This is a genomic window from Xanthomonas sp. 4461 (assembly GCF_024806475.1).
Taxonomy (GTDB): Bacteria; Pseudomonadota; Gammaproteobacteria; order Xanthomonadales; family Xanthomonadaceae; genus Xanthomonas; species Xanthomonas arboricola_F.
On sequence record NZ_JANTYV010000007.1, the window covers coordinates 45165 to 65632 of the forward strand.

The following is a 20468-nucleotide window of genomic DNA, read 5'->3' on the forward strand; positions in this document are numbered from 1 at the left end:
GGTGTTCATGCCGTAGGGTCGACCACCGCTTCGATGTGGTGGCCGTCGGGGTCGATGACGAATGCGACGTAATACCCATCGCCGTAGTCGGGTCGTAAACCGGGCGCGCCGTTGCTGCGACCGCCGTGCTGCAGTGCGGCCAGATGAAAGGCGTCCACTGCTGCAGCAGTGCTGGCTGCGAATGCTAGATGGAATCCGCGGCCCGGTGCGCATTGCGTCGCCTGTTGCTGTTTCAGTGCCAGGCAGTCTTCGCCGCCGGGGTGGCCGTAGCCGACGGCCTGATCGTGCGTGCCCGGTTTCAGGTCCGACCACACCCGCACATAGCCGAGTGCGCCAAGCACGGCGTCGTAAAACGCGGCCGAGGCCGCGATGTTGCCAACGCCAATGGATACGTGATGCAGCATCGATGCAGTCCTGCGACGAGGGGCACTTGCGTGCCGGCCGGCGATCCTGGGCCGTGCGCATGCCGTGCGTCAATCGTTGCCGTGGGCGCGGCCCGTCAAGACGCGCGTCGCAATCGGCGTGGCGGCCTGTATCGCAGCGGCCGGCAGGCATTGCAGCTGCGCAGCGCTGCCGGAACCGCTGCATGGCGCCCGTGCAGGTATAGCAAAACAAGCAGGAGCGATGTATCGCAGCGGGCCATGGCCTGACCGTACACTGCGCCGTCGCAGGTGTGTGGTCGCAGGTCTGGCTACACGTTGCGTCGGCCCGACGCCTTTGCCGCAGGCAGCGCAGGCGGCGGGCACGCCCCTCCTCACCAGCACGAAGGTTTCGATGAAGCATCCAGACGCATTGCGCATTGCCCTTGTCGGTATCGGCAAGATCGCCCGCGACCAGCACGTGCCGACCATCGCCGCGCGTGCGGACGTGCAGTTGGTGGCCACGGTGAGCCGGCATGGCACGGTCGACGGCGTCCCGGCGTATCACACCCTGGATGAGGCATTCGCCGCGCATCCGGAGCTTGAAGCCGTCGCGCTGTGCACGCCACCGGTGGGGCGGCATGCATTGGCGCAGGCGGCATTGAACGCTGGCCGGCATGTCTTTCTGGAAAAGCCTCCAGCCGCCACGCTTGCCGAGATCGACGACCTGCGCAAGGTGGCGCAGCACGCACAGCGCAGCCTGTTCACCAGTTGGCATTCGCGTTGCGCGGCCGGCGTGGAACCCGCGCGCGCATGGTTGGCCGACAAGCAGGTCGTGCGTGCGCATATCACCTGGAAGGAAGACATCCGCCATTGGCATCCGGGACAGGACTGGATTCTCGAACCCGGCGGCATGGGCGTGTTCGATCCCGGCATCAATGCGTTGTCCATTGCCACCCACCTGCTGCCGCGCAGCTTCGCACTGCGCGAGGCCGAGCTGCACACGCCGCAAAACCGCCAGGCGCCGCTGTACGCCAGGCTTGCGTTTGTCGATACCGCCGGCGTGCCGGTGACGGCCGAATTCGACTTCCTGCAGACCGGCCATCAGCGCTGGGATATCGAAGTGGAAACCACCCAGGGCGTGCTCATGCTCAGCGAAGGCGGCGCCAAGCTGCATATCGACGGGCAGGCGCAGGCCGTGCCCGCGTCCAGCGAGTACGATGGCCTGTACCGGCGGTTTGTACAGCTGGTGCGTGCCGGCGAATCGGAGGTGGATGTCGCTCCGTTCGTGCATGTCGCCGATGCGTTCCTGCTCGGGGCACGCACGGTCACCGCTCCGTTCGCCTGGTAATCGATGGCACTATCCCGGCAGCCGGGATGACGAACAACACCGGCCATCGGACGGTGTTGTCTTGCCGCAATCGCGTGTCTGCACGGTTGCCGCAGCGCCATGGTGTTACACGTTCGTCGGCAGCCTGGCTGCCGACGATGCCGATCAACGGCTTTCCAGTGCCACGTCGTCTTGCTCGATGTTTTCGGCATTGCGCACATCCGTCGCCGGCATGCTTGGATTCGCCGGCCTGCGCAACGCTGGGGCGATCTGCGCGCGGAAGCGCCTGACCACCCACGTCTCATCGAGCAGGGCAAACGCGAAGAAGCCCAGCAAGGTGCCGGCGACCAGTGTGGGCGCATGCGTGAACGTGCCCGGCAACAACAGACTGAGCCACAGGAAGATGTTGGGCGAGGTCTGCAGCAGGTGAATGTCCGCCGCGATGCCGGCATCGATACGCTTGCCGGTCACGCTCTGGTGTGCGCGTAAGTACACGGCGCTGCCCACGCGGCAAGCCAGCAGCAGCGTGAACGGCAGCAGCAGCGCTCCCCAGGCCTGCCAACCGCCATGCGTCAACGCGTGGACGAGCGCGGTTCCTTCGGTGCGTAGCCCGACCAGCAAGGCCATCGGCACCATCGTCAATGCGCCCACCCAGCCCCAGTTGGTCGCGAGCTTGCCAGCCGCGATCGGGCGCGCCCGCCGCCACCCCTGTGCGGCCAGCGAGGGCAGCGCCAATGCAAGCAGCAGCACCACGAAGAACCGCTCCAACGCATGCGCGCTTCCCAGCAGCGCGCGGTGATCCACAAACAACGCCAGCAGGAGCAGCGGCAATAGCACCGACAAGACGAGTGTGTAGCGCGCTGCGAAGAAATAATCGCCGCCGCGCGCCAGCGACAAGGTCGGCACCGACAATGCCGGCGGCACGATCAGCAACAGGCCGATCACGTGGATCCATTCGTTCTGGAACTGTGTGAGCAACAGCATGGCGCAGAACGCGCGTGCCACGCTGATCACGCACAGCGCAATGTTTTCCGGCCCCTGGGTCAGGCGCAAGGCGCCGGCCTCGATGCGTACCGACAGGAAGAACGCATTGACTGCCAGCAATACGACGATGGCCATGGTGCTGGCAATATGCGGCAAGCGCACGCCCGCGCACGCCAGCGCGAAGCCGCCTAGCGCGGCGATCAGCATCCATTGCAGGAGATGGATTTCGGTCTGCTCGCCCAGGTAGTTCATGCGCGAGGAACTGCGCGCCGTCATCTGCCTGAGCTCGTCCCACGACAGCGGCCGGGAATTGGGCAGCCGGAAGTCGATATAGTCGGCAGGTGGCAGGCCGGAGGCGATCAGCGCAAATACCTCGACGATGTATTTGTGCGCCACCACCAGTACTTGCTTGCCTTGCCGGTCCAGCGGCGCAAGCACGGTGTCGTAGTAATGCTTGCAGCGGGCGTACATGTCCATCCAGTGTTCGCCATCGGGTGGTGCGCCGTCGGCATCGTGGAAGCAGGCGTCGTAGAGGCGATGGCCGATCGACTTCTTGATCAGCGTTTTGTTCTTGCCGGCGAAGATGCCGAAATCGCGTTCCACCAATGCGGCGCTGGAGATCATCTGCGGTGTTGCGGTGACGCCTTCCAGGATGATGGCTGCGGTTGCCTGCGCCCGTTCGAGCGTGGACACGTGGACCTGATCGAAGTGCAGCCCGCGTTGGCGGACGTAGTCGGCTGCCTGACGCGCCTGGCGACGGCCCAGCGGAGTGAGCGGCGAATTCTGCGCGCCTGCAAAATAGTTCTGTTCGTTTGCGAGCGACTCGCCATGACGGACGAAGTACAAAGGCATCGGCTGTGCTCCGGTAATGCACCACTGGTCGGTGAGACCGACAGCGCCGCAACACGAGTTGCCGACACGGCGCCTGCGCAGCTGTCAGGCGAGCACCGATGGATGCGGTATGGGCCGCGGATCCGTCGGTGCCTCGCCCCGTCATCCCGCTGGACGGTTGCGCGCGACGTTGGGTCGATCATTGCTCAGGCGGCGATGCCATCGGCTCGCGGTCAGCCGGCTGCATGCCAGGAAAATGGACCCGCATGCAGCCGGTTGCCAGTAGGTCCGGCAAACCGAGCATTTCGTTGCGACGCGCGCGCTGTTTCTGTCGATCGATTCATTCGCTGGCCAAGAATGTGTCGATCGCATCCGTGTGCATCATGTCCGCGCGTGATCGCATGCGCACCATGTGGTTGCGTCAAGCGCAGCGATTTCGCCGCGCGCACACGCACGACGCCTGCGCACGCGACATGCGGCGCAGGCGTTGACTGATGCGCGTCAACACGCGTGGCGATCACGCCGGCGTAGTGTTGGCGGCGTGCGTGCGAGATCCGGGCACTGCCTGGTGTGCAGGTGCGATTTACATTACCTGCTCATGCAGTCAGTGCCGATGGGTGCATTGCTGCGCTCGGGATCAGCGCCGCCACATCCGCGTGCCACGTGCCGGCAGGGTGAACGTGTAAGAGCCGCTGGTGATGCGCACCACGTTGCCCGAGCCCAGCGCGTCCACGTAGTCTGCGTTCCAGTACAGCACACTGTTGTTCATGCCCACGGTGGTGGTGACCGGGTTGCCGCATTTGTTGATGCCCACGATGCCCAGGCTGCCGCGACGGAACAGGATGTGGCAGGAACTGGACGACAGCACCTGCATGTCGGTGCCCTGCACGCCGTTGTGGAAGCCGATCATGCGGCGCAGGTCGTCGCGCTGGTAGGCGTTGACCCAGCGGTTGTCGCCGCTCTCGTTATTGTCGGTATAGACCATCGGCATGCCGCCGTTTCGACCGATCAGATAGGCATAGGCCAGGGTTTCGTCGACCGGGTCGAGAATGGCGTAGCGGAAGCCGGCGTTGTTGGGGATGTCGTGCGTGATGGCGAAGGTCACCGCGCGATTGCCTGGCAACGCCTGCCCGGTACTGGCTGGGTCCACCAGCTGCTGCATGCTGGCTCCCACGGCAAAGGCGTTGCGCACTGCGTTGAACAACGGAAAATCGTATGCAGCATGCGGCGTGGATTGCAGATACGGCGCAAGGAACTGGTCGTAATCGCCATTGCCGGTGCCGCCGCCGGTGATCACTTCGCCGAACACATAGACACCGGAGCGGATGCCGGCATCGAAGACGCGGTTCAGATGATCGAAGGTCATGTGCTTGGCCGCATCCACGCGGAAGCCGGTCACGCCCAGGCCCTTGAGCGCCTGCAGATAGGCGCGCTGCTGTTGCACCACCCAGTCGTTACCGACCAGATCCGGCAAGCCCGGGTCGCTGCCGCCGCCGCAGATACGATAATTGCGCACCTGGAAGGCGTCGTTGTAGTTGGTGATGCACTGCGCCGGGCCGAAGTCGCTGGCGCTCAGGAAGTTCGACTGCAAGGTGCCGAACAGGCGCAGCGAATCGTAACGTCCCGGGTTGGCTGCGTACTGCGACAACACCGCACTGCCTGGGTAGTTGAGGTCCGGGCGGGTCGCCGCTTCGTTGGCCATGTGGTTGAGCACCACGTCGGCATAGGTTTCCACGCCGTTGTTGGCCAGTGCCTGCACCATGCGCGAGAACGCGGCCGTGTCGCCAAGCGGGCCGTCGATCACGCGCAAATCCTGCGGTTGATAGCGTGCCCACCACGCGCTGCCTTGCGAACGAGTGGCCGGCGCCACCAGAACCTTGCGATAGCCGGCATCGGCGATCTGCTTGGCGCGTGCTTCCACGGTGGCATAGGGCCAGTTGAAGGCATGCAGGATGACATCGGCCTGCACGTTGGCGGTGGCAAGCAGCAAGACCGCCGCCGTCAGCAGCAGGCGGCCGTATCGCTGCGCAAGCGAGGGTGGAGCATGAGCAGGCGTGCTATGCATCGGATGATTCTCCAGTCGGTAAGCGCGAGCATCCGCGCAGTCCGCGATGCCCGCATCAAGGCCTCCGGCCCCTGTTCCGGAAAGCGCGCGCACGGCGTGCAGCGCGTGGCGATGCTAAGCGCGCATCGCGCCGCAACATCGGTGTTGTGCATACGTATTCAATGCGGCGGACCGCCAAACTGCGTGCGGGGTTCGACGGCAACAGCGCGATGGGTCGCACAACTTGCGCCGCATCCGCTGCGGCTGGAGCGCAGGGCATCGGGCTGACGCGTTTGGGCGGCTAACGCGCGTGGTCAGCGACGTATTGCCATCGACGAGGGCCGTGGCAGGACTGGAATGCGGCAGGCAGCGCCCTGTCGATGTTCGCCATGCAACGAGCGCGCGCTCGACGTTGCTACGCGTTTTGAAGCTGCCTTGAGCGGTCTATGCACCAGCCTCAAGGAGAAACGCCGCAGGCAACAGCGGTTGCCACGCACTGCGCCGGTGCAGCCTACGCCGCACCGGCTGGCCGCCAGCGCTCAGCGATACGCGTGGCGGAGCTCATCGCGGGTATGCAATTCCTGCAGCTTGGTCAGCGGTAGGTCGATGTGCTCGTCGGTGTAGTACGCCGGCTGCTTGGCGGCGCTGCCGCCGGCATCGCGCTCGGCGCCTTTCCACTTGCTGAAGCCCTTTTGCGGCAGCGCCAAGCTGATGGTGTCGCCATTGACGCTGTGTACCCGCACCACACCGTAGGCATGCCCATCGTAGGCGCCGGGCGCTACCGTCTGCAGGTCCACGGTGTACAGGTCTCCTGCCGCAGGCTGCGCCAGCAGCGCGTTGTCCTGCTTGGATGTCTGCGATGCGCTATAGGCGCCAAACAGCACCAGCAGCGCAATCAGCCCCAGCAGCACCAGGCCGCCAAACCGGCGGTAGGCAGGAATCGGCGGCTTGCCCCGGGACGCTTCGAAGGTTTTGGTGTCCAGCGGGGTGCTGTGGTTGCAGCCGTCGCACACGCGCAGATACTGCTTCTTGGTGACCCAGCTGAAGATGTACCAAAGGTGCGCATAGCGGTAATGCAGGACATTGCGAAAACTGCGCTGTTGCGCGCATTGGTCGCAATGCGCGCCGTCGGCGGCTCCGAGTGCGATGGCGTCGCCGCCCGATCCCCAGATGATCATCATTCGTCCTTGAACTGTATGGAAGTGGCAGCATCATAAGCGCTGCGTGGCCGGTGGCGCACCTGCCCGGGCGCTCCGCGGCGACGGATGCGCGGCGGCCCGGACCGGCGGCAAAGGTGCCTGGCGGCTGTCGCGTTAAACTAGACGCTGGTCCACTGCCGATGTCTCCCATGCGTAATCCACTGCAAGAACAGCTGCTCAAGGCTGGCCTGGTCAAAAAAGCCCAGGTGGACAAGATTGCGCGCGAGCAGGTCAAGCAGCGGCACGCCAAGGGCGGGGCGGTAACGCCTGCCGATGCCGACAAGGTGGATGCGGCGCGGCTGCAGGCCGAGCGTGCCGAGCGCGATCGTACGCTGGCCGAGGAGCGCAACGCGCAGCTGCGCAAGCAGGAAGTGCTGGCGCAGGTGCGGCAGATCGTGGAGACCAGCAAGGTCAAGCGGGAAGGCGAGATCGACTATCGGTTCAACGATGGCAGCGTCATTCGCAGCGTATTGGTCAATTCCATCTTGCGCAGCCAGCTGGCCAGCGGCGCGCTGGTGATCGTGCGGCATGGCGAAGGATTCGAGCTGATCCCGCGCGCTGCGGCCGAGAAGGTCTACAGCCGCGACGCAGCGACCGTGGTGCTGGATCACGGCCGCAGCACGGCACCGGCCGCCAGCGATGGCGACGATGACTACTACAGCCAGTTCAAGGTGCCGGACGATCTGATCTGGTGAGGCCGCGACGGGCGCTGGCGCTGCCTGTCGCTCGCTGCCCGCAGCGGTGCGTCAACAGCAGTGACGCATGCCGTGCAATGCCGCTTGCTCGTCAGCATAGGCCTGCGGGTAACGGCCGCAGACAGAGGTTACCCTTGAGGGCCTAGCCGCTGCCCGCACTGCCATGTCCATCGTTCTTACTGCGTTTGCCCGCCCCCGTCTGTTTCCACGCGATGGCCGGCGCAATGCCATCCAGGACTGCACGCCCGAGCAGTTCATCCAGCATCTCAATGACGCCCCGCCGTTGCGCGTGATCGAAGGCTACGCCCCGTTCTGCCAGCTGCATGTACACCGCAACTGGACCAGCACGCGCTGCCTGACGGTGCCGATCACTGCCGACAACCGGCATCTGCTGCGCTCGGGCTATGAGTCGCGCAACACGCAGGAGCTTCCCGTTCTGGTGCGCTGGTTCGAAGGCGTCGAGTCGCCGGTTGCGCAGTACATGGTGCCGATCCTGTACAGCCGCGATCAGCTCGCCAAGGAAGGCGCGCCGATCGATGCGGACTGGGGCGTGGTGGGCTGCCTGTACACCGCCGAGCCCGACGACATCCCGATGGCACCGATCACGATGTTGCGCAATGCGCTGGGCGTGGAAGAGGGCGGCTCCGGCGTGCCACTGGACCGCGAGGCCTACCGGCGCAGCGTTGCGTTCTGGGAACGCAATGCGAATTGGCGGCCGTAGCAGGCAGCTAGCCGGGGGCGTATCGTGCGATTCTTTCGCGCGGGCAAGCAGAAGCGCCGCGCGTGAACTCATGCGTGTCGGTGGCGCAGCATCGCTGCGCCACCGCAAGCGCATCCTTTCGCTTGGCCTGAACGGATTGCACGTGCGGCTGTAGAGCCGAGCTGCGTCTGTGGTTTTCCGAACGCACCGCAGCTCGACATTCCGATGGCTGTCAGAACCGGTACTCGGCATTCACCGATGCCATGTCGGTGCTCAGATCGACATCGAATTTCTTGGCGTTGTAATGGTCGTAGTTGGCGCCGATGCTGAAGTGCTCGCCCAGGTTGTAGCCCACGCCGGCGCCCGCGTACCACGAGAGCTTGTCCAGGTCGGAGCGGTTCGACACGGTGTCATTGCGCAGGCCCTGGCCCTTCCAGCCATACATCCCGCCACGCATGCTTGCGTACCACTTGTCGCCCAGTGCGAAGCGCTGGCTCACCCCGACCGTCCATCCACGTAGCTGGCTCTCGTCTTCCACGACCGCATCACCGTTGAACAGGTTTTTCGCCTGGATATTGCCAAGATCGTTGTAGCCAGCCTCCAGGCCAATCGATAGCCACGGAAACAGCGCGTTCCAGCGATACCCGGCGGAGACGTTGTAGCCGGTATCGCTGCCATCGTAAGGCCCGCTCTTGAGCGAAGTGCGGCCGACCCCGCCGTTGACGAACCAACCCGCACCGTCGCCGGATGCGGACTGCGCGAAGACATCGGGTGCAGCCGCCAGTACCAGCGCCGAAAGCGCCAACGTGAGCATGCATTTGTTCATGACGAGTTCTCTTGAAAGTGCGAATGCGGCGAGGAATCACCAACGCACGCCATGAGCGGCGCAAGCGTTGCGCGCCATGTTGGTCAGCGGAGTTTGGAAAGTTGTTAGCCGCAGACGTGTGCAGCACCCGATCTTCCCAAGCGCGGCACTGCACTGCGGTACTCCCTCGACGCAAGACAGCGTTGCAGCCAGCACCATCAAGGCGCGTTCGGTTCGCCGATCGCATGCAAAACGGGCGCCTTGCGGCGCCCGTTTTTTCTGCACGTCCTTGCCTGGGCGATGGCTCGCCCGATGGATCAGTAGCGGTAATGATCCGGCTTGTACGGACCAGCCACGTCCACGCCCAGATACTCGGCCTGGTCCTTGGTCAGCGTGGTCAGCTTGACGCCGATCTTTTCCAGGTGCAGACGGGCCACTTCCTCGTCCAGGTGCTTGGGCAGGATGTAGACCTTCTTCTCGTAGCTGTCGCGCTTTTCCCACAGGTCGATCTGCGCCAGGGTCTGGTTGGCAAACGAGTTGGACATCACGAAGCTCGGGTGGCCGGTGGCGCAGCCCAGGTTCACCAGGCGGCCGTCGGCCAGCAGGAAGATCGCGTTGCCGTTGGCGAACACATACTTGTCCACCTGCGGCTTGATGTTGATCTTCTCCACGCCCTTCAGTGCATTCAGCGCATCGACCTGGATCTCGTTGTCGAAGTGGCCGATGTTGCACACGATGGCCTGGTCCTTCATCGCCTGCAGGTGCTCGACGGTGATGATGTCCTTGTTGCCGGTGGTGGTGACATAGATGTCGCCGCGGCCCAGGGTGGATTCGATGGTGTTGACCTCGAAGCCTTCCATCGACGCCTGCAGGGCGCAGATCGGGTCGATCTCGGTGACGATCACGCGGGCGCCGTAGGCGCGCAGCGAGGCGGCACTGCCCTTGCCGACGTCGCCGTAGCCGCAGACCACGGCAACCTTGCCGGCCAGCATCACGTCCATCGCGCGCTTGAGGCCATCGGCCAGCGACTCGCGGCATCCGTAGAGGTTGTCGAACTTGCTCTTGGTGACCGAATCGTTGACGTTGATGGCCGGAATCAGCAGCTTGCCGGCTTCGGCGATCTGGTACAGGCGGTGCACGCCGGTGGTGGTCTCTTCGGAGACGCCCTTCCAGTCCTTGACCACGCGGGTCCAGTAACCCGGACGCTCGACGGCCACGCGCTTGAGCAGCGCCTTGATCACGCCTTCCTCGTGCGAGGAGGCCGGTTCGTCGACCCAGGTGGAGCCGTTTTCGAGCTCATAGCCCTTGTGGATCAGCAGGGTGACGTCGCCGCCGTCGTCCACCACCAGCTCCGGGCCGGTCTGGGTGCCGTCGGCCAGGGTGAAGGTCAGCGCGTCCAGGGTGCAATCCCAATACTCTTCCAGCGTCTCACCCTTCCAGGCGAACACCGGCGTACCACTGACCGCGATGGCGGCTGCGGCGTGATCCTGGGTCGAGAAGATGTTGCACGAGGCCCAGCGCACGTTGGCGCCGATGTCCTTGAGCGTTTCGATCAGCACGGCGGTCTGGATGGTCATGTGCAGCGAGCCGGTGATGCGCACGTCCTTGAGCGGCTTGCTCTGCGCGTGCTTGCGGCGGATCGACATCAGGCCTGGCATCTCGTGCTCGGCGATGTCCAGCTCCTTGCGGCCCCAATCGGCCAGGGAGAGGTCGGCGACTTTATAGTCGTTGTGTGGGGCGATTTTCGTGACAGCGTTCATGCAATAGCTCCGGTAGGCAGATCGATGTCTGCAATGCCGGGCGCCGTTGAACGATGGATGCTTGTCGAGCCTGGCCGTATTTCCTGCACCTTTTGGTGCAGTTGGCGGATCAGTCCGCCATACCGGTCGCAGCGCCCCTCGACGAGAGCGCCGAGTATATCGGCAGCACCCCCCTCCGGCATGAATTGGCGGGCATGAAGTGGCACGACCCCCAACCAACGGCAGGGGAGTCGCCGACGAGCGGCTGCTAAGGTCCAGAGTTGATCGAGACCGGGAGCGGACAATGCAGGCGAAACGGAATGCGCAAGGCTGGCGGCAGCACACATGGGCGTTGGTGTGGGCAGGCGCAGGAGCGCTGTGGTTGAGCGCGCCGTTGCTGGCATCGGCAGCCAGCTCACCAGCGACACCCACCGCCGCGGCAGCAAGTAGCGGGTATCAACTGCCCTCCAAGGCGCTGCAGGCAGTGGTCGATGCACCACGCGCGCCGCTGCTGCACCTCTCGCCCAAACGCGATCTGGCTGCGATGCTGCAGTTGCCGGCGCTGCCGGATATCGCCGAGGTGGCCCAGCCCGAGCTCAAGCTGGCCGGCCTGCGCATCCATCCCAAGACCTTCGCCAGCAGCCGGTTTGCCTTCGCCGGCAGGCTGTGGCTGCTGTCGGTGGCCGATGGCAGCGAGCGGCAGATCGCCGGCCTGCCGACGCCGTTGTCGCTGGCCACGCTGAGCTGGTCGCCGGACCAGCGCTACCTGGCGTTCCGGCGCGAGGACGCGACCAGCGGCGCCAACGAGCTGTGGCTGGTGGACGTGGCGGCCGGGCAGGCCAGGCGCCTGGTCGCTGGCTTAAATACCAGCGTCGACGACGAGTTGCACTGGTTGCCCGACGGCAGCGGCCTGCTGTTGCAACAGCAAGTGGCAGGGCAGGGCGCGCCGCCCCCCCGCGACGCAGTGCCGGACGGCCCGGCGACCCAGCAGACCAGCGCCGCCGCAGGCGTGCGCTCGCTGCCGACCTATCAGGACCTGCTGCGCAACGAGGCCGATGCGCGCGTGTTCGAGTACTACGCCACCGGCCAGCCGGTCATCGTCAGCGTCACCGGGCAGGTGCGCCCGATCGCCACGCCCGGCATCTACCTCAACCTGTCGGTGTCCCCGGATGGGCGCTACATCCTGAGCGAACGCAGCGAGCGGCCGTTTTCCTACCTGGTGCCGGTAGACAATTTCGCGCGCCGCATCGAGGTGCTGGACCTGCAGGGCAAGCTGGTGCGCCAGATTGCCCAGTTGCCATTGGTGGAAGGCTTGCCGACCGGCAACGACGCCGTGCCCACCGGCGTGCGCGACATCGCCTGGCGGCACGACGCGCCGGCCACGCTGGTCTGGGCCGAGGCGCAGGATGGCGGCGACCCGGCACGCGAGAGCAAGGTGCGCGATGTGGTCCGGATGCAGGCGGCGCCATTCGCGCGTGGGCCGGTGACGCTGGCGCAGCTGGGCAGCCGGTTCGAGGGCATCCAGTGGGGCCGCGGCGATCTGGCCATCCTCAGCGAGAGCTGGTGGAAGACCCGGCGCACCAAGCAGTGGCGCATTGCGCCGGACCAGCCGCAGCGCGCGCCGGAACTGCTGTGGGATCGTTCCTCGCAGGACCGCTATAACGATCCCGGCACGCCGGCGACCGTGGCCGATGGCAAGGGCCGCGCGTTGCTGCAGACCGGTGCCGATGGCAACAGCCTGTTCCTGCTCGGCAAGGGTGCTTCGCCAGAAGGCGACCGCCCGTTCGTGGATCGCTTCGATTTGCAGAGCAAGCGCGTCACGCGGCTGTTCCATTCGCAGGCGCCCACCTATTCCGCGCCGCTGGCATTGCTGGATGCGCAGGGCACGCAGTTGCTGCTCAGCCGCGAATCGCCTGAAGAACCCGCCAATTATTTCGTGCAGTCGCTGGGCGATGCGGCGCCGGCACCGCGTGCGCTGACGCAGTTCGCGCACCCGTTGCCGCAGTTGCGCGGCGTGCAGAAGGAGCAGATCCGCTACAAGCGCGCCGATGGCGTGGACCTCACCGCCACGCTGTTGCTGCCGCCGGGGTACGACCCCAAGCGCGACGGCCCACGCCCGCTGCTGATGTGGGCGTATCCGGGCGAGTTCAAGAGTGCCGACACCGCCAGCCAGGTCACCGACTCGCCGTATCGCTTCAATGCGATCAGCTACTGGGGGCCGCAGGCGTTCCTGGCAATCGGCTATGTGGTGCTCAACAACCCGACCATGCCGATCGTCGGCGAAGGCGATGCCGAACCCAACGACACCTATGTGCCGCAGCTGATCGCCGACGCACAGGCGGCGGTGGATGAAGTGGTGCGGCGCGGTGTCACCGACCGCGAGCACATCGCCATCGGCGGGCATTCGTACGGTGCGTTCATGACGGCGAATCTGCTTGCGCACACGCGGCTGTTCAAGGCCGGCATCGCACGCAGCGGCGCCTACAACCGCACGCTCACGCCATTCGGTTTTCAGGCCGAGGAACGCAACTACTGGCAGGCGCAATCGGTGTACCAGGCGATGTCGCCGTTCAACTACGCCGACAAGATCAAGGACCCGCTGCTGCTGATCCACGGCCAGGACGACAACAACACCGGCACCTTCCCGATCCAGAGCGAGCGCATGTTTGCCGCGATCAAGGGCCTGGGCGGCACCGCGAAGCTGGTGATGCTGCCCAACGAATCGCATGCGTATCGCGCGCGGCAATCGATCCTGCAGATGCTGGCCGAGAGCGAGCAGTGGTTGAAGAGCAATCTTGGCGAGCCGGTGAAGGAGACCGGCGCGACGCGCACGCGTTGATCGATGGTGCGCTGGCACCGGTAGGAGCGCGCTTGCGCGCGATGCGGTGTTACCGATGAGCTTCGTCGCGCCCGGGTGCGCTCCTACCGCGTATGCGGCTGTTGCGCTGCCGGCAACGTCTGCTGAGCCGCGTGGATGGTTGCGCGATCACCCGCAGGAGCGGGCTTGCCCGCGAGGGCCTTGCCAGGGAAGCCACGTCGCATAGGAGCGGGCTTGCCCGCGATGGGCGTTGCCGGGAAAGCCCATCGCGGGCAAGCCCGCTCCTACAGGTCGTCGGTAGGCGCACACGATGGTTGGTGTTGAAACCGTCGTGATGGTCGCGATCATCTAATCCTTTTGGGTTAGTCTTCGACGACTTTGCGCTTGATGAGGGTGTGCGTTTCCGATGAACGAGTACCGCAGCAGTCTTGTGTTCGCTACCCCCGATCTTCCCTTGCGCGACGATGTGCGTCGCCTGGGTGCACTGGTCGGCGATCTGCTCGCCGAGCAGGTGTCTGCGGAATTCCTCGACGAAATCGAACGCGTCCGTACCACCGCCATTGCGCGTCGCGAGAGCGATGCGCCGCCTTCCACGTTGAGCGAGCAGCTGGCCGGGCGCGAGCCGCGCGATGCCGAATCGCTGGTGCGCGCCTTCAGCACCTATTTTCAGGTGGTCAACATCGCCGAGCGCGTGCACCGCATCCGCCGCCGCCGCGAGTACCAGCGCAGCGGTACCGATACGCCGCAGCCCGATGGCCTGCACGATGCCCTGCGCCGGCTCAAGGCGCAGGGCGTGAGCCTGGAAGAACTCAGCCAGTGGTTGCCGCGCATCGACGTGGAGCCGGTGTTCACCGCGCACCCCACCGAGGCGGTGCGCCGCGCGCTGCTGGAAAAAGAACAGCTGATGGTCGCCAGCCTGGTCGACAACCTCGACGGCATGCGCACCCCCAACGAGCGCGCCAGCGATGCGGCGCGCTTCCGCATGGCCCTGACCGCGTCCTGGCAGACCGCCGATTCCTCGCCGGTGCGTCCCACCGTGGACGACGAACGCGAACACGTGGGGTTCTATCTCACCCAGGTGCTCTATCGCGTCATCCCGGTGATGTACGAAACCCTCGAACACGCCATCGAAGAAACCTACGGGAGCGTGCCGACCCTGCCGCGCCTGCTGCGCTTCGGCACCTGGGTGGGCGGCGACATGGACGGCAATCCCAACGTGGATGCCACCACCATCGCCGGCACCCTGGATGCGCAGCGCCGTGCGGTGCTGGACCGCTACCAGAAGGAACTCTGGCAACTGGCCAGCCTGCTCAGCCAGTCGACCACGCTGGTGGCGGTGAGCCCGGCATTGAATGCGCAGCTGGAGCGCTACCGCGCATTGCTGCCGGACGCAGCCGCGCGCTCGCGCCCGCGCCACGGCGACATGCCGTACCGGCTGCTCAACGACCTGATGCGTGCACGGCTGCAGGCCACGCTGGACGATGCCGATGGCGCCTACAGCGCACCGTCGGAGCTGGAGCACGATCTGCAGGTGATCCTGGACAGCCTGCAGGCCAACAAGGGGCTGCATGCCGGTTGGTTTGCGGTGCGTCGGCTGTTGTGGCGCGTGCGCAGCTTCGGGTTCCATCTGGCGCGGCTGGATGTGCGTCAGGAATCGAGCGTGCATGCGCGCGCGGTTGCCGATGCGTTGGAACAGGGCGACTGGGACGCGCAGGACGCCACCCAGCGCGCCGCGCTGCTGGGCCCGTACGCGTCTGGCGAGCAGGCGTTGCCGCGTGTGCAGGACGACGGCAATGCGCGGCTGGACGCGGTGTTCGCCGCACTTGCCGATGCACGCACGCGCCACGGCGCCGATGCACTGGGCAGTTACATCATCTCGATGGCGCATAACCGCGCCGACGTGCTCACCGTGCTCGCCCTGGCGCGGCGCGGTGGCCTGGTCGATGACGCTGGTGCCGTGCCGCTGGATATCGTGCCGCTGTTCGAAACCGTGGACGATCTGCGCGGCGGCACCGGCACCGTGCAGGACTTGCTGGCCGACCCGGTGTATCGCCAGCATCTGGCGTCGCGCGGCGATACGCAGATGGTGATGCTGGGTTATTCGGACAGCGGCAAGGACGGCGGCATCGCGGCGTCGCGCTGGGGCCTGCAGCGTGCGCAGGTGGAACTGCTGGAAGCGGCCGCCGAGCTCGGCGTGCGGCTGACCTTTTTCCACGGGCGCGGCGGCTCGATCGCCCGCGGCGGCGGCAAGACCAGCCGCGCGCTGGATGCGGCGCCGCGCGGCAGCGTCGACGGCCGCTTGCGCGTCACCGAGCAGGGCGAGGTGATCCATCGCAAGTACGGCATTCGCGCACTGGCCTTGCGCTCGCTGGAGCAGATGACCGGCGCGGTATTGCTGTCCAGCCTGCGCCCGCGTGCGCCCGAGCCGCGCGAGGACACCTGGCGTCCGGTGATGGATCTGGTTGCCGAACGCAGCAGCGTGGCCTATCGCGCCTTCGTCGGTGCGCCGGATTTCATGCAGTACTTCCGCCTGGCCACGCCGATCGATGTGATCGAACGCATGACGCTGGGCTCGCGCCCCTCGCGTCGGCTGGGCCAGGACGCGGCGCTGTCGAATCTGCGCGCGATCCCGTGGGTGTTTGCATGGAGCCAGGCGCGCGCGGTGATTCCGGGCTGGTTCGGCGTGGGCAGCGGCTTGCAGGCGGCGGTGGAGGCCGGGCATGAGGACAGCCTGCGCGAGATGGCGCAGGACTGGCCGTTCTTCCGCACCTTCCTGGACGACATCGCCATGGTGCTGTCCAAGGGCGACCTCAACATCGCCGAGCTGTTCTCGCGTTTGTCGGGCGACCTGCATGCGCGGTTTTTTCCGCAGATTCGCGACGAACTGGCGCTGACCAAGCACTGGGTCAAGGCGCTGCTGCAACAGCAGTCGTTGCTGCAGCACGACCCGCGCCTGGCGTTGTCGATCCGCCTGCGCAACCCTTACATCGACCCGATCAGCGTATTGCAGGTCGACCTGCTGCAACGTTGGCGCGCCACCGGTGGCGAAGACGAGGACCTGCTGCGTGCGCTGGTCGCCTGCGTCAACGGCGTCTCGCAAGGCGTGCAGAACACCGGCTGATCCGACCGTTGGTCGGAGAGGGCGCGCAAGCGGCAAGCGGACTCTGGCATTAGCGGACAAATCTGTCCGATAATGCCGACATGACGACTCCCCGCCCCGATGCCGCGCTACGCCGCCGGCAGATTCTCGATGCCGCCGACGAAGTGTTCAGCGAACACGGCGTCAATGCCCCGTTGGAACTGGTGGTGGAACGTGCCGGCCTCGGCCGCGCCACCCTGTACCGCAATTTTCCGGATCGGGTGGCGTTGATGACCGCGCTGATGGCGCGTGGTCTGGATGGCCTGGAGCGGCTGGCCGCCGATCTGGCCGACCGGGCGGACGGCCTGGCCGTGCTGCTGCACGACGTGGCCGAGCACATCGCCCAGTCTGCGCCGCTGGTGGATTTCTGGCGCTCGATGGAACGCGCAAATCCGGCGGTGGAAGCGGCCGACCGGCGGGTGGTGGCGATCTTCTTGCCGTTCGTGCACCGCGCCCGCGATGCCGGCCTGTGCCGGGCCGATGTCGACGACGAGCAACTGTTGCTGGTGATCGACATGCTGGGCAGTTGCCTGCGCGGTAACGACGAAGCGGAGCGCAAGCGCCTGGCGCATCGCTCGGCGGACCTGTTGATGCACGCGCTGGGCATGCAGGTGCCGCAAGGCGGCACGCGATGACACCAGCCACCCGCGCGGTAATCGGCCGCTGGGCGCTGCGCGCGCTGTTGGTGCTGGCGGCGCTGTGGGGCGGCCTGGCGATCTATTTCGCGCTCACCGGCAACGCCCTGGTGCGTGGCGGTTGGGTGGCCTCGTGGTGCGCGATGGCGTTGGCCGCGCTATGGGGCTTGCGCCGTGGCCGCGAGAACTGGGCCCTGGTGGGCATCTTCGGTGCCGCGTTCGTGGCGCTGGCGGTGTCGTGGGGGTTGATGCAGCCCAGCCAGGACCGCGACTGGGCCGACGATGTCGCCCAGCGCCTGCAGCCGGAGGTGCGTGGCAACATCGTCACCCTGCACAACGTACGCAACTTCGATTGGCGTAGCGAAACCAACTACGTCCCACGCTGGGAGACCCGTCAGTACGATCTGGATCGCCTGGTCAGCGCCGATCTGGCCCTGTCGTACTGGATGGGCCCGGCGATTGCGCACACGCTGGTGTCGTTCGGCTTCGACGATGGCTCGCACGTGGTGTTCTCGCTGGAAATCCGCAAGGAACGCGGCGAATCGTTTTCTGCGGTGGGCGGCTTCTTCCGCAGCTTCGAAGAAACCCTGGTGGCCGCCGACGAGCGCGACATCCTGCGCGTGCGCACCAACGTGCGTGGCGAAGACATGTACCTGTATCGCCTGGCCATTCCCAGGGCGGGCCTGCGGCGCATGTTCATGGGCTACGTGGCGCTGGCCAACGACTTGAATCGCAAGCCGGCCTTCTACAACACGCTGACCAGCAACTGCACCACGATCGTGTATGCCCTGGTGCGCCAGCTGCAGCCCAGCTTGCCGCTGGATCACCGCTTGCTGCTGTCCGGCTATGCCGATCAGTACGCGTACGACCATCATGGCCTGATGCCGGGCTATGACTTTGCGACCTTGAAGCAGCGCGGGCACTTCACCGCGCGTGCCATCGCCGCCGACACCGCGGCTGACTTCTCCGAACGCATCCGCGCCGGCATGCCGCAGGCGCCTGCGCCCGGCGCATCGACGAGCGCATCACGGTGATGATGCTCGGGCATCCGCGTCGCGTCACCGTGGTCTTGGCGGCGCTGCTCGCCTGCACGTGGCTGAGCGGCTGCGCGATGGTCACGGTGCAAGCGCGCAACAGCGGCGACTACATCGCGCGCACGCGTGGCGATGTGCTCAGCACCGGTGCGCTCAGCCAGGCCGGCAGCGAGACCTTGCAGGTGGCCGGGCTGCAACCCAAGGCCTGCCGCAAGCAGCCGTTGCCGTGCGCGCAGCAGCTCACCACGGTGGCAGGCGTCGGCGATGAGCGCCGCCTGGCCACGCAAGCCGAGCTGTGGACGGCACACGCGATCGACCTGAGCGGCCGCAACCCGGCACAGATGAGCGACGCGGCAGTGCAGGCCTGGCTGGAAGCCGCGCGGCATGCCTATGCCTATCTGTTTTTCACCGCGCGGGCGCCGAGTGCGCGCGCGTTCGAAAACCGCCAGACGCAGGTGCGCGACTACTACAACTATGCCGTGCAGCAGGTGGTCGAACGGCTGTTCGCGCGCGCGCAACAGGCCGGCGACACGGCGCCTACGCCGACGCAGGTGGGCCGCTGGCAGGTGGCCATCGACATGTCCGCGTATCGGCTGCCGGGTGGCGGCAACACGCCGCGCGCGATCTTTGCCGCCTCGGCGCTACGCTTCAATGGATTGCGCAGCACCTATCGACGCGATGGCTTCGGTGCCGAACTGGTGGCCGAAGTGGACCCGCAGGTGGTCGGCGACCCGGCCGGGCTGGCCCTGCAGCAAGCCGCCGCCGCAAGTGCGCCGCCACAGCGCCCGATACCGACCTTCAGCGAGATGCCGTACGCACCGGCAACGCTGCTGCTGCGTTTCGATGGCGATACCCTGGATGCGGTGCTGCGGACCGATGTGGTCACCGTGGTGCCGTACGACCCGTATCGCCAGAACGAGGTGGTGCTGCATGGTCAGCGTGTACCGCTGGCAGCCAACTTCACCGCCGCCTACGGGCTGTGGCTGGCCAAGTCGGGCTTTGCCGCGCAATCGCTGCGCTCGATGCTGGGCAGCGCGCGCGGCATCGATCGCCCGCATCTGTATCTGATGCAGCCCTACGACCCCAACCGCCGCGTGCTGCTGATGCTGCATGGGCTGGCCAGCAGCCCGGAAGCCTGGGTCAACGTGGCCAATGAAGTGATGGGCGACGAAACCCTGCGTCAGCGGTATCAGATCTGGCAAGTGTATTACCCCACCAATGCGCCGATTGCGGTCAATCGTGCGGAAATCCAGGCATTGGTGGAGCGCAGCCTGCGCCACTTCGACCCATCCGGCACGGCGATCGCCTCGCAGGACATGGTGTTGATCGGCCACAGCATGGGCGGGGTGATCGGACGCCTGCTGGTGTCTGCGTCCGGCGAACAGCTGTGGAACGCGCTGCTGCAGGACTATCGGCTGGACGGCGAGCGCGGCGCACGGGTGCGTGCGACGTTGTCGCCGTTGCTGCATTTTTCGCCAATGCCGCAAATCGACCGCGCCATCTTCATCGCCGCACCGCACCGCGGCACGCCACTGGCCGAAGGTGGGCTCGGGCGCTTCGTCGGCCACCTGGTGCGGCTGCCGGTGGCCTTGCTGGATCGCTTCGGCGACGTGCTGCAGGATCTCGCCAACAGCGAGCGCGAGGGGCACGGCGGTGACTACCGGCGCAAGGGGCGCCTGCTGCCGCCCACCAGCATCGACAACCTGCGCGATACCGACCCGTTCGTGCGCGCCACGATGGATCTGCCGATCTCGCCGCAGGTGCGGTACCACACCATCGTCGGCCGCGAAAAACCGCAGGTGCCGCTGGCCGATTCCGACGACGGCCTGGTGCCGTATCGCAGCGCGCATCTGGACGGTGCCGCCTCCGAGCTGGTGGTGACCTCCTGGCACAGCGTGCAGGAAACCCCGCAGGCGATCCTGGAGATCCGCCGCATCCTGCATGCGCAATTGCAGGCCGAGGCCGGGCAGGCACCTGCGCAGGGTGCCGCGCCCGCGGCTGCGGCGACGCCCGCGATGTTGTGAGGCTGCGGCCCGCGCGATCGCTCGATGCCGAGGACGATTGCCGGAAAGCGCGGCGGAGCTGGCATGCGCATGCGCACGCCGCGCCTGGTGACGGCCGCGCCGCGCGCATGAGGGGTGCGGCTCGCCTTGCAT

Annotated in this window: 14 protein-coding genes and 1 riboswitch; of the genes, 8 read left to right on the forward strand and 6 right to left on the reverse strand. The window is 66.2% G+C overall.

Annotated features, from left to right (window positions below):
* Positions 1-5: 5 nt before the first annotated feature.
* A complete protein-coding gene (locus FHY19_RS20520; protein ID WP_259168205.1) occupies positions 6-404 on the reverse strand; it encodes a VOC family protein in 399 nt (132 codons plus the stop codon).
* Between the two features lie 370 nt (positions 405-774).
* Here FHY19_RS20520 and FHY19_RS20525 point away from each other — a divergent pair, with 370 nt between their 5' ends.
* Entirely contained in the window at positions 775-1710 is a 936-nt protein-coding gene (locus tag FHY19_RS20525; RefSeq protein ID WP_259168207.1) for a Gfo/Idh/MocA family oxidoreductase, read from the forward strand.
* Between the two features lie 144 nt (positions 1711-1854).
* Here the strand turns inward: FHY19_RS20525 and FHY19_RS20530 are convergent, their stop codons facing one another.
* From FHY19_RS20530 to FHY19_RS20540, 3 genes are all read right to left on the reverse strand, one after another.
* Positions 1855-3525 (reverse strand): histidine phosphatase family protein, encoded by a 1671-nt coding sequence (locus FHY19_RS20530; RefSeq protein WP_259168209.1) that lies wholly within the window; start codon positions 3523-3525, stop codon positions 1855-1857.
* A gap of 616 nt (positions 3526-4141) precedes the next feature.
* Entirely contained in the window at positions 4142-5512 is a 1371-nt protein-coding gene (locus FHY19_RS20535) for an alpha-amylase family protein (protein WP_259168409.1), read from the reverse strand.
* 575 nt (positions 5513-6087) lie between these two features.
* Entirely contained in the window at positions 6088-6726 is a 639-nt protein-coding gene (locus tag FHY19_RS20540; RefSeq protein WP_259168211.1) for a hypothetical protein, read from the reverse strand.
* A gap of 170 nt (positions 6727-6896) precedes the next feature.
* Here FHY19_RS20540 and FHY19_RS20545 point away from each other — a divergent pair, with 170 nt between their 5' ends.
* Entirely contained in the window at positions 6897-7442 is a 546-nt protein-coding gene (locus FHY19_RS20545) for a DUF2058 domain-containing protein (RefSeq protein ID WP_259168214.1), read from the forward strand.
* 163 nt (positions 7443-7605) lie between these two features.
* Positions 7606-8163, forward strand: coding sequence for a DUF3228 family protein (locus FHY19_RS20550; protein WP_259168219.1), 558 nt, complete (start codon positions 7606-7608; stop codon positions 8161-8163).
* A gap of 211 nt (positions 8164-8374) precedes the next feature.
* Here the strand turns inward: FHY19_RS20550 and FHY19_RS20555 are convergent, their stop codons facing one another.
* Positions 8375-8968 carry a porin family protein gene (locus FHY19_RS20555; protein WP_259168220.1) on the reverse strand — a complete coding sequence of 198 codons (594 nt, stop codon included), beginning with the start codon at positions 8966-8968 and terminating at the stop codon, positions 8375-8377.
* Positions 8969-9264: 296 nt separating this feature from the next.
* On the reverse strand, positions 9265-10707 hold the full coding sequence (gene ahcY, locus FHY19_RS20560) for an adenosylhomocysteinase (RefSeq protein WP_259154483.1): 1443 nt from the start codon (positions 10705-10707) through the stop codon (positions 9265-9267).
* A 31-nt stretch (positions 10708-10738) separates the two neighbouring features.
* Positions 10739-10853: riboswitch (S-adenosyl-L-homocysteine riboswitch) on the reverse strand.
* Between the two features lie 137 nt (positions 10854-10990).
* On the opposite strand from ahcY, the gene FHY19_RS20565 reads away from it, so the two are divergent.
* The 5 genes from FHY19_RS20565 to FHY19_RS20585 all read left to right on the forward strand — a co-directional run bounded on the left by FHY19_RS20565 (position 10991) and on the right by FHY19_RS20585 (position 20336).
* Positions 10991-13525, forward strand: a complete 2535-nt coding sequence (locus FHY19_RS20565) for a prolyl oligopeptidase family serine peptidase (RefSeq protein ID WP_259168223.1) — start codon at positions 10991-10993, stop codon at positions 13523-13525.
* Positions 13526-13910: 385 nt separating this feature from the next.
* Entirely contained in the window at positions 13911-16625 is a 2715-nt protein-coding gene (ppc, locus tag FHY19_RS20570; protein WP_259168224.1) for a phosphoenolpyruvate carboxylase, read from the forward strand.
* 80 nt (positions 16626-16705) lie between these two features.
* Positions 16706-17278, forward strand: a complete 573-nt coding sequence (locus FHY19_RS20575; protein WP_259154478.1) for a TetR/AcrR family transcriptional regulator — start codon at positions 16706-16708, stop codon at positions 17276-17278.
* The gene (locus tag FHY19_RS20580) at positions 17275-18312 is read left to right on the forward strand and encodes a DUF4105 domain-containing protein (RefSeq protein WP_259168226.1); all 1038 of its coding nucleotides are present in this window, start codon (positions 17275-17277) and stop codon (positions 18310-18312) included. Before FHY19_RS20575 ends, FHY19_RS20580 begins: the two co-directional genes overlap by 4 nt.
* A gap of 2 nt (positions 18313-18314) precedes the next feature.
* Positions 18315-20336, forward strand: a complete 2022-nt coding sequence (locus tag FHY19_RS20585; RefSeq protein ID WP_259168411.1) for an alpha/beta hydrolase — start codon at positions 18315-18317, stop codon at positions 20334-20336.
* Positions 20337-20468: the final 132 nt, after the last annotated feature.

Coding starts and splice junctions, on each gene's coding strand:
- FHY19_RS20520 (WP_259168205.1), bottom strand. CDS start 404: ATGCTGCATCACGTATCCATTGGCGTTGGCAACATCGCGGCCTCGGCC.
- FHY19_RS20525 (WP_259168207.1), top strand. CDS start 775: ATGAAGCATCCAGACGCATTGCGCATTGCCCTTGTCGGTATCGGCAAG.
- FHY19_RS20530 (WP_259168209.1), bottom strand. CDS start 3,525: ATGCCTTTGTACTTCGTCCGTCATGGCGAGTCGCTCGCAAACGAACAG.
- FHY19_RS20540 (WP_259168211.1), bottom strand. CDS start 6,726: ATGATCATCTGGGGATCGGGCGGCGACGCCATCGCACTCGGAGCCGCC.
- FHY19_RS20545 (WP_259168214.1), top strand. CDS start 6,897: ATGCGTAATCCACTGCAAGAACAGCTGCTCAAGGCTGGCCTGGTCAAA.
- FHY19_RS20550 (WP_259168219.1), top strand. CDS start 7,606: ATGTCCATCGTTCTTACTGCGTTTGCCCGCCCCCGTCTGTTTCCACGC.
- FHY19_RS20555 (WP_259168220.1), bottom strand. CDS start 8,968: ATGAACAAATGCATGCTCACGTTGGCGCTTTCGGCGCTGGTACTGGCG.
- ahcY (WP_259154483.1), bottom strand. CDS start 10,707: ATGAACGCTGTCACGAAAATCGCCCCACACAACGACTATAAAGTCGCC.
- FHY19_RS20565 (WP_259168223.1), top strand. CDS start 10,991: ATGCAGGCGAAACGGAATGCGCAAGGCTGGCGGCAGCACACATGGGCG.
- ppc (WP_259168224.1), top strand. CDS start 13,911: ATGAACGAGTACCGCAGCAGTCTTGTGTTCGCTACCCCCGATCTTCCC.
- FHY19_RS20575 (WP_259154478.1), top strand. CDS start 16,706: ATGACGACTCCCCGCCCCGATGCCGCGCTACGCCGCCGGCAGATTCTC.
- FHY19_RS20580 (WP_259168226.1), top strand. CDS start 17,275: ATGACACCAGCCACCCGCGCGGTAATCGGCCGCTGGGCGCTGCGCGCG.
- FHY19_RS20585 (WP_259168411.1), top strand. CDS start 18,315: ATGCTCGGGCATCCGCGTCGCGTCACCGTGGTCTTGGCGGCGCTGCTC.